Here is a 14,140-nt window from a genome sequence, read left to right on the forward strand (position 1 = left end):
TATAAAAAAATGGAGGTTTCACATATGAATCAAAGAATAGCAAATAAAACTACCGGATTGGTAGACTATAAAGAACTGGAAGCAAATATTCTATCATCGATAAGAGAAGGAAGGCCGCTGACAGGAAGAGATGGAGCATTAACACCATTTATAAAAAAGCTGCTGGAGGCAAGTTTGGAAGGTGAAATAGAAAATCACTTATTAGCTGAAAGTGAAGAGAATAACCGAAGAAATGGGAGAAATGCAAAAACTTTACGTACAAGTGCAGAGCTATTAACACCAAGAGATAGAGAAGGAAGTTTCGAACCACAAATAGTCAAAAAAAGGCAAACAAACTTACATCCAGAGCTTGAAACGAAGATTTTGAGCACATTTGCCAGTGGTATGGGCTATAGAGATATAGCATCACATGTAGAAGAAATTTATGATCACAAAATATCGGTAGCAGAGATATCCAGTATTACTGACAAACTGACCTTACCCAGAAAAAGTGGAGAGAAAGTTTGGAATGTTTTTTACAAAGAGAATGATGAATCAAAATGCTCAGGAATGCAATAGTTAATAGTGGAGTGTCTACGTTGTTTGTTATAAAAAATTTCTATATATTCAAATATAGCAGTTTTGATATGCTGTTTAGAGTGCCGAGAGGTGTCTATTGGTAACTCCCTTTTTAGAGAACTAAAGAAGCTTTCCACAACAGAATTGTCGTAACAACAACCTTTATGACTCATGCTAGGTACTATGTTTTTTATGGATAAGAGATATTGATAACCTTGCGAAGTATATTGTGAACCTTGATCACTATGTAATAGTAGATTTTTGGGAGTGTTAAATAAACTGTGTCAAACCGCATTTTTAGTTCGACTCAATTTTCAATCTGCCAGGAAAGAAAACATCAAGTTGAGAGATAGTTAATGCCCAATCATGTACAGGCATCGTCCACTTTTCCTCTGCCTTCTTTATAGCACAATATACCTGCTTATACAAGGCATTTATGCTGGTAAATGAGCCTTTGGTCTTAGTGAATTTCCTAATTTGCCTATGTAGCCCCTCTATGGGATTGGTGGTGTAGATTATCCTCCTAACTGGACCAGAATACTTAAAATAACCAGACAAGTTTTCCCAATTATTCTGCCAAGATTTTATAACCATAGGGTACTTTGTGCCCCATTTTTCATCCAATTCCAACAGATAATTCTCGGCAATTTCCTTGCTTGAAGCTTGATATACCTTCTTTAAATCGCTCAAAAAACTCTTCGCATCTTTACTGGCCACATACTTCAGTGAGTTGCGTATCTGATGCACTATACACATCTGCACTTCCGCATTAGGAAAGACACTGTTTATAGCTGCAGGAAAGCTTTTTAGCCCATCAACGCAGGCAATAAGGATATCTTCTACTTGTATCTTGTCAAAAGCATCTAATGTTTTAAGCTTAAGCATTAGGTGGAGAAGGGAGGAACTCTGTGCTTCTTCTTAGATATAAAATCTGTAGAGGAGATAAGAATTCCCTTCTCAAAAGTATAGGCTGGACGGTATCGTAGAAAAACCTAAATGGTTCTAATTCTGTATTCACAAGGTTAGCCTTACTTTTCATTTTAAATAGTAACGTATGGGGTTATATATGATCAACAACTTTCTGGGAATAGATGTATCAAAAGATCGCTTTGATGTTTTTCTCTCATTTATAAGTAAAAAAGGAAAACGTGAAACTAGGAAAAGAAGCTTTAAGAACGATGATAATGGGTTTCAAGGTCTGCAGAGCTTTCTACAAAAACATAACGTAGAGCAAGTGAAAGCTTGTATGGAAGCTACCGGTTGTTATAGTGAAGCTTTGGCTGAATTTCTACACAATGCTGGACATTTTGTAAGTGTTGTAAATCCTTATTGTATTAAATCTTATGCGAGGAGTAAGCTTGTAAGACAAAAGAATGATCAGACCGATGCAGAAATTATTGCTGATTATTGCCAAAGACAGGAACCTACTCGTTGGACACCACCTTCTCCTGAAATGAAAAAATTAAAACATCTTTATCGTTGCTCGGTTGCGTTAAAAGATGGATTAACATTCGTAAATAATCATTTAGAAAAGAAGGAGAGACTGCCTGAAGAAGTTGCAAATGCTTGGGAAAACCTTGCAGTGAACATAGAACAATCAATAGAAACAATAAAAAACTCCATACGTGAACTATTAAAACAGCACAAAGAGTTGTTGGAAAACTTTCAACTCTTATTGACTATTCCAGGAATAGGAGAGGAATCAGCAATAGCTATTTTAGCTGAAATTCCTGACACAAAGGCTTTTATAAATGCCAGACAATTGGCAGCATACGCTGGAACTATACCACGAAATATAACATCAGGTTCATCTGTATATGCCAAGCCCAGATTAAGTAAATCAGGTTCACGAACACTACGTAAGGCCATGTATTTTCCTGCTATAGTAGCTAAAAATCACAATCCTATTATTATGACTTTTTGCAAGAGATTAAAAGAAAAAGGCAAGCATAATATGGCCATTGTTGGTGCTGCAATGCGTAAGTTGCTTCATATTGTTTTTGGTATTTTAAAATCAAAAAAGGCTTTTAATCCTGACCATATCAAAAGCTACAGGACTAGGAGATTGACTGAAGCTTTAGTAATTTAAAATCGAAAAATGCTTCCATTCTATCTTATGTAAAATGGTATCTTACACAAATTTATTGAATGTAGTTGGTTAGTGTATATGTTGATAAGTGTAAAAGACAAGATTTAATCTGACAGACAAGAATTAACTGACAGAAGAATTGAGGTAGTCAAAACTAATATCAGGCTCTTGTTTAATACAACTACAATCTGTATACCGCTACACAGGACGGGAATTGGCAGTATTTTTTGATTTCACAATATAACTTAGGCAATTTAGATTCAATTTTTGTAATTTTCTTGTTGACTGGCGAGACGGTATCTCCTGTCATCCGAGTAGCTGACACTGGGATCTCATTTTACTTTATGATGATGTCATGAAAGTAGCTGACACTGGAATGGCTTTGTTGCATAGCAACCGAAAAAATCTGGTAGCTACTGACAAAATTCATTATAAATAACCATTTAACTGTTGAAGAAAAAATATGCCACAGAAAATGAAAGTCAGTAACCAAAACGAATATAACAAATTCCTTGAAAAAAGGGGAAATATTTTTCGTTACATCGATGAAGCTATCGAAAATTGGTATGAAAATAGTCCAAAAATGCAGGGCGGCAACTATATTTACAGTGATAAAGTCGTAATTTTGGTGCATATAATTGTCAATCTTTTTAGAATTGGTTTAAGACAAACGGTGGGGTTTATAAAAGGATATCTGCAACAAATAGGAAAAAATTTGGCAGTTATCAGCTATTCACAAGCATCAAGAAGGTTTAAAAAACTTAATATTAAGATAAATGATTGCAGGGTTGATAAAAGCAACATGGAAAATATTGAAATTATCATAGATAGCACAAGTATCAGCATTTACAGTAACACTCCTGGCCACAGTAAGGAAAACAGTGCAGATAGAAAGTACCGAAGCTACGAGCAAGTAAGAAAGTTACATGTTATGTTAAGTGTGAATAGTAAAAAAGCTATAGCTGCAAGATACAGTAATGGCGTCTACTCTGACCACTATGGAGCTTGCGATTTGCTTGAAGAAGTTAATTTTCAGCACAAAATAAAAGCATTATATGCAGATAGGGCATACGATAGGCACAAACTTTATAAATTGTGTAAGAAATACGATATAAAGACAAAAGTTCTACCAAAAAAGGATGCAGCAGAACATTCAAAAATAGATTATATGTCTGACAGAAATGCTGCTATTAGGTTAATAAAATTATATGGACAAGATGGTGTAAAAGAGTGGAAAAAGGAAGCGATTTATGGAAAGAGATCTTACATAGAAGGATTTTTCTCAAGGTTGAAGCAAGTATTTGGATTTAGCTTTAGGAATAAATCTGAAGTAAATCGTGAAAAAGAATTACTAATTAAGTGCTATTTGCTCAACAAATTCACTGATATTGGTATGGCTAAATTTGAAATCATTACATAAATTTGTCGTAAACCATCACTGCTTAAGGTGCTATGCAACAAAGCCATTCCAGTGTCAAGCACTGGAATGACACCCACTGGTGAGTCAAGCCAAAAACGTTTGTACAGCTATGTGTCAAGGCACTGGGATGACACCCTGACAACCGTCATCCCGCTGCTTATTAGCGGCTGAGATACCGCGATTCATTCGCGGTATGACGGTTCGCGGCGGCATGATGATAAGCTCGTCATCCCGCTACGTGTTAGCGGGATCTGCTGAGATACCGCGGTGGTATGACGTAGAAGCTATACTTTTATACTCACCAACTCAGTATCCAATCTGGATTCCAGCGTCAAGCACTGGAATAATATCGTTTACTATGTCTATATTACAATGTTTGTGCAGTTGTGTATCAACTACTTTTGTGGCACCGTTTGTTATTCAATCTTTATGCTAGTTTTACTAAAAATTATAGTATTTTGGATATAATTACAATATCTAAGTTTAAGGTATAGGGATGAACCCTACAATCAAGAGAATTTTCAATATTTTTCTTATAGTATTATTTATTTCTTTTTCTCATGTTGGGAGTGCTGCCGCTGACACTAATGCTGATACAACTGCTCAAGTAATATGTAATATTATTGGCTACGTTTGGGGAATAGGCGGACCGCTTATGACCGTAGTGATAATAGGTGCAGCTTTGCTTGCGATATTTGGTAGAATGCCATGGCCAGCTCTTTTTGCGCTAGGTGTATTTTGTGCTGTATTTTTCGGTACTAAAGCTATTGTCACGAAAGTAATGGCTAGTATAAACACTACAGATGCTTCTTTTATGGAACGATGTGGAATAGGAGATATTACAAAAAAGAACTAATAGGGTTATTTTTTTCTAAAACAGACCTGATACACGGCTTCAACTATATCTTCCACTTGCGGTAATGCTTTTTTTTCCAGATTTGCAGCGTAAGGTAAGGGGATGTCCTTGCCAGTTACGCGTATAACTGGAGCATCAAGGTAGTCAAATCCTTGTTCCATGACAACGGCTGACAGCTCTGCTCCTATTCCTGCAAATGGCCATCCTTCTTCTACACTAACTAACCTATTAGTCTTCTGAATAGAGTTAATAACAGTTTGAGTGTCAAGTGGTCTTAAGGTTCTGAGGTCAATAACTTCAGCTTCTATGCCCTCATCAGAAAGTAAATCTGCTGCATTTAAGGCATCCATTAATTTTAATGAGAAAGCAGTGATAGTTACATCCTTTCCCTCTCGTATAACAGCAGCTTTGCCTATCTCAAGTAGATAATCTTTATTTGACAGCTCAGAGTCAGAAACTTCATGTTCATGTCCGTAAGCTATTTCGTTTTCTAGAAATATTACCGGATTAGGGTCACGAATTGCAGCTTTAAGCAGACCTCTGCAATCGGAGGCAAAATAGGGTGCTATTACTTTTAACCCCGGTATATGCGAATACCAAGATGCAAAGCATTGAGAGTGTTGTGCAGCAACTCTTGCTGCAGCGCCATTTGGTCCACGAAATACTACAGGGCATCCAAGTTGTCCGCCTGACATATAATTTGTTTTTGCTGCGGAATTCACAATTTGGTCAATAGCCTGCATAGAAAAATTAAAAGTCATAAACTCGACTATTGGCTTTAATCCAGCAAATGCCGCTCCAACAGCAAGGCCAGCAAATCCATGTTCGGTAATAGGAGTATCAACTACTCTGTTTTCTCCAAACTCTTTCAGTAATCCTTTCGTTACTTTATAAGCACCATCATACTCTGCAACTTCTTCACCCATGATAAGCACATCAGGGTCGTTTTGCATCTCTTCTCTGATTGCTGTGCATAAAGCTTCTCTTACACTTAAGGTTGCCATTTATAAACTTTTGTAGACTTTAACTAAAGTAACTATATCAGAATTACTAGGCTCTGTGGACAAAATTTTAGAGAAGCCATACAAGAGCCCCGACAAAATTTAGAAAACCCATAAAAACCTCAGCCGTTTTATCGAATCTGGAAAAAATACGCCTAAAGTTCTTAATTTTACCGAAAAACACTCAATTAAATGACGCTCTTTATAAATGTGTTTATCGTAACCCCTCTGCACTTTTCGATTACGCTTCGGAGGAATAACTGCTGTACATCCCTTGCTTTCAAGACTCGTAACAAAAGCATTGCTGTCATAGCCTTTATCAGCCACTACAGTGGTATTATAGACACTTTCAGTTAATGTTGCTGCTTGTGTAATCTCATTTCTTTGACCAGGGGTCAGAGTAAATTTAAGTGGATTTCCAAGTGCATCGACAAGCGCATGTATTTTAGTTGTAAAGCCACCTTTGCTCCTCCCTAAAGCTGTATGGTCCCAGAGTGTAATGGTGTGGATTTAGTATAAATAATTCTGGAGACTGTGTCCACTGATAACATATAAATTCATAAGGAGTAAGACCCTTAAGAGTTTTGAGTCTCTTTGCATAATTATAAGCCATAACAAAGTTATAAAGGTGTTCTTTAAGTTGCTGGTGCGATTGATAGTAATACTTCTTAACTGTAGCATCCTTTAAAGTTTTATTCATACGCTCAACTTGCCCATTTGTCCAAGGATGGCTAACTTTTGTCAAACGATGTTCAATAACATTCTCTTCGCAAACTCTATTAAATATGTGTTGGAAAGCATACTTATGACGCTTCTGGTTTGTAAATTGTATACCGTTATCTGTCAAAATAGTATGGATTTTATACGGTAAAATTCTAATCAAATTACGTAAGAACTCAGCAGCTATGGGTTTTGTAGCACTGTTACGCAACTCAACATAGGTAAATTTGGATGTCCTATCAATAGCAACAAACAAATGTAATTTGCCCTCCTCAGTTCTAACTTCAGCAATATCAATATGAAAGTAACCGATAGGATATTGTTTGAATTTCTTTTTTGACTTAACTTCTCCATCAACAGTTGGTAATCTGCTAATGTTGTGTCTTTGTAAACAACGATGCAAGCTAGAGCGAGTCAAATGCGGAATTGTAGACTGCAGAGCGTAAAGGCAATCATCTAGTGGCAGTAGTGTATACTTGCGAAATGTAACTATTATAGCTTCCTCTTCTAGCGTTAAAACAGTCGATCTTGGATGCTTTGGACCCATATCAGCATCTTTCGTAAATGAACGTTTTCTCCACTTAATAATAGTTTTTGGATTAAGGTTATAATGCTTGGAGAGTTTTGCTATGCTCTCTTTTCTATTTTGTATTGCTCTACGAATCGTCTGTGTTGTTTTGGCGCACCCATGTAATATTTGTCCCATAACTCCTCCTTTGATGGTATTTTTTTCTCATATTTTATCATACCATCACACTCTGGGACTGTGCATCCTACAGCTTCACTATTTTCACACGCTTCAGCATAGGTGAATGGGGTGTAAGTCATTTCCTTGCCATTTGAATGTTTTATCGTTATTCTTTTTTTGACAATCTCTTTCAAAATACCATTTTCCTCAGAGATTTTTAACACTACTCTCATAATGTCATTGTCTCTACGTGATATAGCATCTGTAAGTATTGTATGAGTTTCTTCCCGACCATCTGAATGTTTTGTGGTCATCTCTTCATTCAGAACTTCCTTTAATAGTTTTTGTTTTTTGGCTTCTTCTAAAAGATCTTTTACAGCTTGATTATTTTTATGACTTATAGCATAATGTAGTAGTGATAATGTCTCCTCTCTACCCTGATACTTGTAAGTTATTTTTGCTAAAAGAATCGTGCTTGCGTTATAGCTGGACTTTTTGAATATTCTATTTCTAAACTTTTCTGCAACACCTTTCCCTTCCTCTATTTTTCTTGCTAGCTTTTGAATATTCTTTCCATCTTTATTTGTTAACTCATATATATCACATACTAATGTCAGTTTTGATGTTTCCATAATGTTTTCCCCTATTAAGATTTATTGATTTAGTTGTAGCGCAGTTGCTCACCCCATAAATTTGGTGCTCTTTTTCAATCAAAGGTGTCTTGCTGTTTGAAATGTTTTCTTTGTAAAGATTTAGCTTATCTTTTACATCTAAACAGCATTAACACGATTTGCCTTTTTTTGGATGTAGGAATTTTCTAGGAATTGTTCTCTTAAACTCTATGGTATTTTGTTTAACATTCAAGCACGAGTCTCTTACTGTTTAATCTGCACAGATGAAGATAACTGAATACCTTCAGTTTCATGATAAAGGGGCTGGCAAAGGGTGTCAAGCAAGTTTTTTCGTTTCTATGTTGTCAGCTACCTGAATATTGATCATACGGGTTCCATCTGTTATATATAATCTTTTTGAATACGAAGAAAACTGATGAATGAGTATGATATTACGGTTATAGGTAGCGGTCCTGGTGGTTATATAGCAGCAATTAGAGCGGCACAGCTTGGGTTTAAAACTGCAATTGTGGAAAAAGAAAAAAATTTAGGTGGTATATGCTTAAATTGGGGATGTATACCAACAAAATCGCTACTTAGGGCGTCTGAAATTTATGGATTAATAAAAAGATCAGAGGAATTTGGTATAAAAGTAAAGGAAGCAAGTTTTGATATACAATCAATAGTGAAATATTCAAGAAGCGTTGTTGATAAATTGTCAAGAGGTGTTGCTTATTTGATGAAGAAGAATAACATCAAAGTTCATCAGGGCTTTGGTAAACTTGCGGGTAATAATACTATAAAAGTTGTTAGCGATAAGGAAGAACAAGGAATTGTTTCCAAGCATATTATTTTAGCAACAGGCGTGAGGGCACGGAATCTGCCTGGAATAGAGGCAGATGGAGATTTAATATGGAATGCGCAGCATGCTATGATGCCGGGCAAATTACCAAAATCACTACTAATTATAGGGTCTGGCGCAATTGGAATAGAATTTGCAAGTTTTTATAGTACTTTGGGGGTTGATGTAACAATCATAGAGATAAAGAGCACTATTTTGCCGCTGGAGGATAAAGACATTTCAGATTTAGCACAAGAAATATTCACAAAACAGGGGATAAAAATATATACAAACAGTAGCGTAAAAGCTCTTACTAAAAGTAAAGACTCTGCTCAAGTGCTACTAAGTAGTGGCGAGAGCAAAGAATTTGATAGGGTGATTGTTGCGGTTGGAATTCAAGCAAATATTGAAAATATAGGTTTAGAAAATACAAAAATTAAATTAAGCCCTTCTGGTTTTATTGAAATGAATGAATGGTATGAAACTAGTGAATCAAATGTGTATGCAATAGGTGATGTAGCTGGCCCACCATGTTTAGCACATAAAGCGAGCCATGAAGCTGTGATCTGCGTTGAAAAGATTGCTGGTAAAAGTGCTCATGTGTTAAAAAAAGAACGCATACCAAATTGCACTTATTCTCATCCACAAATAGCGAGCATCGGCCTTACTGAGGAACAGGCAATAAAAGGTGGGTATGATATAAAAATAGGAAAATTTCACTCTAACTTTAATGGTAAATCTATTGCACTCAGTGAAACTGAAGGGTTAGTGAAAACAATTATAGACAAAAAGACAGGCGAACTTCTGGGTAGCCACATGATAGGTGCAGAAGTAACGGAGTTAATTAGCAATTTTGCTCTTGCAAAGCAACTAGAAGGAACAGACTTCGACATAAAATCTACGATTTTTCCTCATCCAACCATTTCAGAGATGATACACGAATCAGTGCTTGCTGCAGATGATGAGTCGTTAAATAGTTGAACTAACGTTCCATCGTTTTAGAGTTGTCAATGTCTTGAGTAGTAGTTTGATTAGGCACTTTAGTTTCAATAGATTGATTACCACCAGCATCAGAATTCTGTAACTCTTCTTTCAATCCCTTAGCTGCTTCTTTAACTTTAAGCTTTGCCTTTGGATGAAGATCTTCTGGGCCTTTTCCTTTAGTATCCAAACCTTGTTGTAGATTAGTGCTTTTCATTTTATTATGCTGCTCGTGCTCAGGTAGGTCAACAACCGAATTGAAAAGAATTTTTATTATATTTTTTAGCAGCTCTAAAAAACCTCCGCTTCTGCATTCTCTTTGTTCTTGAGGCTTATTTTTCACGTTAGATTCTTTTTTACTGTTACTACTTTTAGGCATTTTTAACTCAACTATCATAAAGCTTAATAAAATTCTACGTGCAAATTATTAAATAACAGTTAACAATCTAGGATTCATTATTTACAGATGGATATTATTTTAGCAACAGGTGGCACAGGCGGACACATTTTTCCAGCTATAACTTTAGCAAGAGCACTAAAGGCACAAGGATACAATTGCATATTATTCACTGATAAAAAAACAAATAAAAATACCGACATAGAAAACTACACCTTACCATTACGTAAACCGAGCGGCAACAAATTTAAGTTTTTCCTTTTATTAATGTATAGTTGTGTGCTAGCAATATATAAAATCAGAAAATTGAAGCCAAGATTAGTAATTGGGTTTGGTAGCTACGCTTCTTTTCCAACTCTTCTTGCAGCAAGGGTTCTTTCTATACCTATAATTTTACATGAACAAAACACAGTTTTAGGGAGAGTAAATAGATTCTTTTTCAAGAGTGCAAAATTAATTGCAACCAGCTTTCCGGAGACTAAATATGCAGAAGGCAATAAATGTATTTTTACAGGAAATTTTATTGATATAAAAGCACAGAGCCATTCTAGCACTGAGAAAGCCCTAAACATATTAGTCATAGCAGGTAGCCAAGGTGCAAATTTTTTTGATGATGTAGTAAGCAGCGTAATTTGTAATTTGCCTATTAAAATGAAAAAGAAAATTAGAGTGACGCAGCAATGTACGAAGAAAAATGTAAACAAGGTCAAGAGTCTATACAAAAGTGAAAAGATCGATTGTGAATTGAGTGAATTTTTTGATGATATGGAAAATAGACTGGCCAATGCTCACTTGGTAATTAGCAGAGCAGGGGCAACTTCAATAGCAGAGATCACTCTTGCTAGGCGTTCTGCTATATATATTCCTTACCCTTACTCAAAAGATAATCACCAATTTTATAACGCAAAATATATTGAAGATTTGGGAGCAGCTATGATAATTGAGCAGAATAGTGAAGCAAAAAAAAATCTAACAGAGTTACTATTTGATCTACTCAGTAATTCTCAAAAATTGCGTGATATGACCAATAATACAAAAAAAACAGGGATAAAGAATGGGACTACTGAGTTTGTTAGGGAGTGTTAAATAAACTGTGTCAAACCGAAAAAAAAGTAATAAATTGATATAAAAAAATGGAGGTTTGACAATGAGTCAGAAAGTAGTAAACAGAACTACCGGTTTGGTAGATTATAAAGAATTAGAAACAAATATCCTGTCGTCTATACGAGAAGGAAGACCGTTGACAGGAAGAGATGGAGCATTAACACCGTTTATAAAAAAGTTGCTGGAGGTAAGCCTGGAAGGTGAAATAGAAAACCACTTGTCGGCTAAAAGCGAAGAGAATAATCGAAGAAATGGGAGAAATGCAAAAACTTTACGTACAAGTGCAGAGCTATTAACACCAAGAGATAGAGAAGGAAGTTTCGAACCACAAATAGTCAAAAAAAGGCAAACAAACTTACATCCAGAGCTTGAAACGAAGATTTTGAGCACATTTGCCAGTGGTATGGGCTATAGAGATATAGTGTCACATGTTGAGGAAATTTATGATCACAAAATATCGGCGGCAGAGATATCAAGTATTACTGACAAATTGCTACCAGTAATCAACGAATGGCGTAGTCGCCCGCTGCAGTCTGTATATCCGATAGTTTTCATGGATGGCATGTTTTTTAAAGTCAAAGAGGACGGGCATTGCGTAAGTAAATGCATGTATAACATATTAGGCATAGATCAAAATGGCAAAAAAGAAGTATTAGGTTTTTATTTGGCTGAAAGTGAAGGAGCTAACTTCTGGTTGGGAGTGTTAAATGACCTCAAAGAAAGAGGAGTAGAAGATATCCTTATTGCCTGCGTTGATGGGCTAAAAAGCTTTCCTGCAGCTATAAACAGTGTCTTTCCTAATGCGGAAGTGCAGATGTGTATAGTGCATCAGATACGCAACTCACTGAAGTATGTGGCCAGTAAAGATGCGAAGAGTTTTTTGAGCGATTTAAAGAAGGTATATCAAGCTTCAAGCAAGGAAATTGCCGAGAATTATCTGTTGGAATTGGATGAAAAATGGGGCACAAAGTACCCTATGGTTATAAAATCTTGGCAGAATAATTGGGAAAACTTGTCTGGTTATTTTAAGTATTCTGGTCCAGTTAGGAGGATAATCTACACCACCAATCCCATAGAGGGGCTACATAGGCAAATTAGGAAATTCACTAAGACCAAAGGCTCATTTACCAGCATAAATGCCTTGTATAAGCAGGTATATTGTGCTATAAAGAAGGCAGAGGAAAAGTGGACGATGCCTGTACATGATTGGGCATTAACTATCTCTCAACTTGATGTTTTCTTTCCTGGCAGATTGAAAATTGAGTCGAACTAAAAATGCGGTTTGACACAGTTTATTTAACACTCCCGAACTCATCGAGGAATGAGGTCTGCTTACCTTGTTAGTACTGAGTTCGTACATATTTTCTTTCCCTGGAATTTGGCTACACATTTTCTGATCTGGAGATAAAAATTTATCTCTTATGCTTGGTGTCAGTTGTAACTCTTGAATCTTATCTGAAAAAAATCTCATTCTAGCTTCTACTAGCTCTTTCACAACAATTTCTTTAAGTAATTCTCCTGAGTCGTTATTATTATTATTTTTGCTATTAAAGCTGTGCAAGATAGAGTCTACAATCTTATTTACCCCTTCTTCTTGTTTGTTAAATTCTAATTTTTTTACGCATTTTCTAACAGAAGGTGACAACTTGGCTTTTAACGTGCCATCTCGTAGTTCTTTACCTACATTTTTTCCAATGTTACAATGTTTGTTGACAACTTCTTTAACCTTGGCTTCTATGATCCCCCTTGCGGATTGTTTCAAATTACTTTCTAATAATTCAAGCAGCTTACTGCTTTCAAATTTGCCATCATCTTGATTTGATAGAGACTTTATAGTTTCATTAAGCATGTTATGGCAAAAGTGTTTTTCTTTAAATTCAGGAAACCCTTTTTTTAACTCCTCGTTTTTCCTAGATAAAAAGTTATTGAGATTCTTATCCCCAAAAAGCTTAGAGAAAACCTTTGAAACGTTTGACTGAGTTGATTTCATAGAACCAGTAGTTGATTTTGCAGTAGATACTGTACTCACTGTATCTGGTGCTTTAGCTTCTGTTTGTTCTTTAGTTTCTCCATCAATATCTTCTAACCTTTTATCAACACCCTTTAACTTTTCCTCCAACTTTCGTTGTTCTTGGTGATTTAACAGTTGTTGTTGCATTATTTTTAATTGTTTTTCTATGTTTTCTTTTTCTTCCTGTAGTTTCTTAATATCAGCTTTTGATTGATCTACTACTTGCTTCTGTTCTTTTTGTGACTGCTTAATTAAACTATTTTTCCTGACTTCTCCCACCCTTTCTAAAAGCTCGTTTATTTTATCGGTAAATTCTGCTCTGAGTTCAGTTAATTCTCTTCCCTGGCACTCTATCATCTCAGATTTTGCCTTCAACTTTACTAAAAACTCTTTCTCTTGTTTATCTGTAACTTCTACCAATTCTCTATAATCCTTTTTAAGTCTTTCAATTATAGATCGCAATTCTCTATTTTCCTTTTTTAACGAGCTATTTTTTGATTGTAAGTCCGCTTTAAGCCTTATGATTATAGATCGCAATTCTTCAATTTTCACTTCCAATAAGCCATTTTTTGATTGTAAGTCTTCAACCTGCCGTGCTTGATCACTATTTTTATCCGTTGTTTCAATACATTCGGTCTGCATTGTCGTATCTTGAAATGTCACTTTATTAGATAGAATATTTTCCGCCCATTTGTTCCATTTCTTTGGTAGTATTCGTCCAACCGTTTTTAAGTACAACCAAGCAAATACAGTAGACCAACTGTATTTTTTTTCCTTTCGTTTAACATTAATTTCATAATTAACCGTATTGTTAGTATTTAGCATAAAATTACCTTATTTTTTAACTTCGATTTACAGAAAAT

At 35.6% G+C, this 14,140-nt stretch carries 12 protein-coding genes and 4 pseudogenes; 7 read left to right on the forward strand and 9 right to left on the reverse strand.

All coding sequences use genetic code 11. The features are described from left to right. Positions 1-24 precede the first annotated feature (24 nt). Positions 25-474: pseudogene (locus ACQH1X_RS04615) on the forward strand (transposase); the annotation flags it as partial. 41 nt (positions 475-515) lie between these two features. On the opposite strand, the pseudogene ACQH1X_RS04620 reads toward ACQH1X_RS04615, so the two are convergent. Together ACQH1X_RS04620 and ACQH1X_RS04625 are read right to left on the reverse strand one after the other, a co-directional pair. Continuing rightward, a pseudogene (locus tag ACQH1X_RS04620) lies at positions 516-821 on the reverse strand (transposase); the annotation flags it as partial. A 34-nt stretch (positions 822-855) separates the two neighbouring features. Next, a pseudogene (locus tag ACQH1X_RS04625) lies at positions 856-1,401 on the reverse strand (IS256-like element ISWpi15 family transposase); the annotation flags it as partial. Between the two features lie 223 nt (positions 1,402-1,624). On the opposite strand from ACQH1X_RS04625, the gene ACQH1X_RS04630 reads away from it, so the two are divergent. Next, on the forward strand, positions 1,625-2,647 hold the full coding sequence (locus ACQH1X_RS04630; RefSeq protein WP_425385829.1) for an IS110 family transposase: 1,023 nt from the start codon (positions 1,625-1,627) through the stop codon (positions 2,645-2,647). A 181-nt stretch (positions 2,648-2,828) separates the two neighbouring features. On the opposite strand, the gene ACQH1X_RS04635 is transcribed toward ACQH1X_RS04630, so the two are convergent. Continuing rightward, positions 2,829-2,957: a hypothetical protein gene (locus ACQH1X_RS04635; RefSeq protein ID WP_425385836.1), complete on the reverse strand. Its 129-nt coding sequence runs from the start codon at positions 2,955-2,957 to the stop codon at positions 2,829-2,831. 153 nt (positions 2,958-3,110) lie between these two features. On the opposite strand from ACQH1X_RS04635, the gene ACQH1X_RS04640 reads away from it, so the two are divergent. Then, complete coding sequence (locus ACQH1X_RS04640; RefSeq protein WP_264735368.1) at positions 3,111-4,067, forward strand: IS5 family transposase; 957 nt, start codon at positions 3,111-3,113, stop codon at positions 4,065-4,067. 496 nt (positions 4,068-4,563) lie between these two features. Continuing rightward, the gene (locus ACQH1X_RS04645) at positions 4,564-4,923 is read left to right on the forward strand and encodes a TrbC/VirB2 family protein (protein WP_425385837.1); all 360 of its coding nucleotides are present in this window, start codon (positions 4,564-4,566) and stop codon (positions 4,921-4,923) included. A 5-nt stretch (positions 4,924-4,928) separates the two neighbouring features. On the opposite strand, the gene ACQH1X_RS04650 is transcribed toward ACQH1X_RS04645, so the two are convergent. From ACQH1X_RS04650 to ACQH1X_RS04665, 4 genes and pseudogenes are all read right to left on the reverse strand, one after another. Beyond that, positions 4,929-5,927, reverse strand: a complete 999-nt coding sequence (locus tag ACQH1X_RS04650) for a pyruvate dehydrogenase complex E1 component subunit beta (protein WP_265025990.1) — start codon at positions 5,925-5,927, stop codon at positions 4,929-4,931. Positions 5,928-5,994: 67 nt separating this feature from the next. After that, positions 5,995-6,404: pseudogene (locus tag ACQH1X_RS04655) on the reverse strand (IS5 family transposase); the annotation flags it as partial. Further along, positions 6,370-7,350: an IS481 family transposase gene (locus ACQH1X_RS04660; RefSeq protein ID WP_425385838.1), complete on the reverse strand. Its 981-nt coding sequence runs from the start codon at positions 7,348-7,350 to the stop codon at positions 6,370-6,372. The pseudogene ACQH1X_RS04655 and the gene ACQH1X_RS04660, both read right to left, overlap by 35 nt. After that, positions 7,272-7,964 (reverse strand): WD_0033/WD_0034 family tandem repeat-containing protein, encoded by a 693-nt coding sequence (locus ACQH1X_RS04665; RefSeq protein WP_425385839.1) that lies wholly within the window; start codon positions 7,962-7,964, stop codon positions 7,272-7,274. Before ACQH1X_RS04665 ends, ACQH1X_RS04660 begins: the two co-directional genes overlap by 79 nt. Positions 7,965-8,379: 415 nt before the next feature. On the opposite strand from ACQH1X_RS04665, the gene lpdA reads away from it, so the two are divergent. After that, a complete protein-coding gene (gene lpdA, locus ACQH1X_RS04670) occupies positions 8,380-9,765 on the forward strand; it encodes a dihydrolipoyl dehydrogenase (RefSeq protein ID WP_425385840.1) in 1,386 nt (461 codons plus the stop codon). A 1-nt stretch (position 9,766) separates the two neighbouring features. On the opposite strand, the gene ACQH1X_RS04675 is transcribed toward lpdA, so the two are convergent. After that, positions 9,767-10,162: a hypothetical protein gene (locus ACQH1X_RS04675; protein WP_425385841.1), complete on the reverse strand. Its 396-nt coding sequence runs from the start codon at positions 10,160-10,162 to the stop codon at positions 9,767-9,769. A 69-nt stretch (positions 10,163-10,231) separates the two neighbouring features. Here ACQH1X_RS04675 and murG point away from each other — a divergent pair, with 69 nt between their 5' ends. Then, positions 10,232-11,248, forward strand: a complete 1,017-nt coding sequence (gene murG, locus ACQH1X_RS04680) for an undecaprenyldiphospho-muramoylpentapeptide beta-N-acetylglucosaminyltransferase (protein WP_425385842.1) — start codon at positions 10,232-10,234, stop codon at positions 11,246-11,248. Positions 11,249-11,309: 61 nt separating this feature from the next. Further along, positions 11,310-12,539: an IS256-like element ISWpi15 family transposase gene (locus ACQH1X_RS04685; protein ID WP_425385843.1), complete on the forward strand. Its 1,230-nt coding sequence runs from the start codon at positions 11,310-11,312 to the stop codon at positions 12,537-12,539. Here the strand turns inward: ACQH1X_RS04685 and ACQH1X_RS04690 are convergent. Then, positions 12,480-14,102, reverse strand: coding sequence for a coiled-coil domain-containing protein (locus ACQH1X_RS04690; RefSeq protein ID WP_425385844.1), 1,623 nt, complete (start codon positions 14,100-14,102; stop codon positions 12,480-12,482). The two genes, ACQH1X_RS04685 and ACQH1X_RS04690, sit on opposite strands and share 60 nt — an antisense overlap. Positions 14,103-14,140 lie beyond the last annotated feature (38 nt).

It is taken from the genome of Wolbachia endosymbiont (group A) of Barypeithes pellucidus (assembly GCF_964030885.1).
GTDB lineage: Bacteria > Pseudomonadota > Alphaproteobacteria > Rickettsiales > Anaplasmataceae > Wolbachia.

Bases quoted from the DNA above. Each gene is read 5' to 3' on its own strand.
- ACQH1X_RS04630 (WP_425385829.1), top strand. From the start codon at position 1,625: ATGATCAACAACTTTCTGGGAATAGATGTATCAAAAGATCGCTTTGAT.
- ACQH1X_RS04635 (WP_425385836.1), bottom strand. From the start codon at position 2,957: ATGACAGGAGATACCGTCTCGCCAGTCAACAAGAAAATTACAAAAATT.
- ACQH1X_RS04640 (WP_264735368.1), top strand. From the start codon at position 3,111: ATGCCACAGAAAATGAAAGTCAGTAACCAAAACGAATATAACAAATTC.
- ACQH1X_RS04645 (WP_425385837.1), top strand. From the start codon at position 4,564: ATGAACCCTACAATCAAGAGAATTTTCAATATTTTTCTTATAGTATTA.
- ACQH1X_RS04650 (WP_265025990.1), bottom strand. From the start codon at position 5,927: ATGGCAACCTTAAGTGTAAGAGAAGCTTTATGCACAGCAATCAGAGAA.
- ACQH1X_RS04660 (WP_425385838.1), bottom strand. From the start codon at position 7,350: ATGGGACAAATATTACATGGGTGCGCCAAAACAACACAGACGATTCGT.
- ACQH1X_RS04665 (WP_425385839.1), bottom strand. From the start codon at position 7,964: ATGGAAACATCAAAACTGACATTAGTATGTGATATATATGAGTTAACA.
- lpdA (WP_425385840.1), top strand. From the start codon at position 8,380: ATGAATGAGTATGATATTACGGTTATAGGTAGCGGTCCTGGTGGTTAT.
- ACQH1X_RS04675 (WP_425385841.1), bottom strand. From the start codon at position 10,162: ATGATAGTTGAGTTAAAAATGCCTAAAAGTAGTAACAGTAAAAAAGAA.
- murG (WP_425385842.1), top strand. From the start codon at position 10,232: ATGGATATTATTTTAGCAACAGGTGGCACAGGCGGACACATTTTTCCA.
- ACQH1X_RS04685 (WP_425385843.1), top strand. From the start codon at position 11,310: ATGAGTCAGAAAGTAGTAAACAGAACTACCGGTTTGGTAGATTATAAA.
- ACQH1X_RS04690 (WP_425385844.1), bottom strand. From the start codon at position 14,102: ATGCTAAATACTAACAATACGGTTAATTATGAAATTAATGTTAAACGA.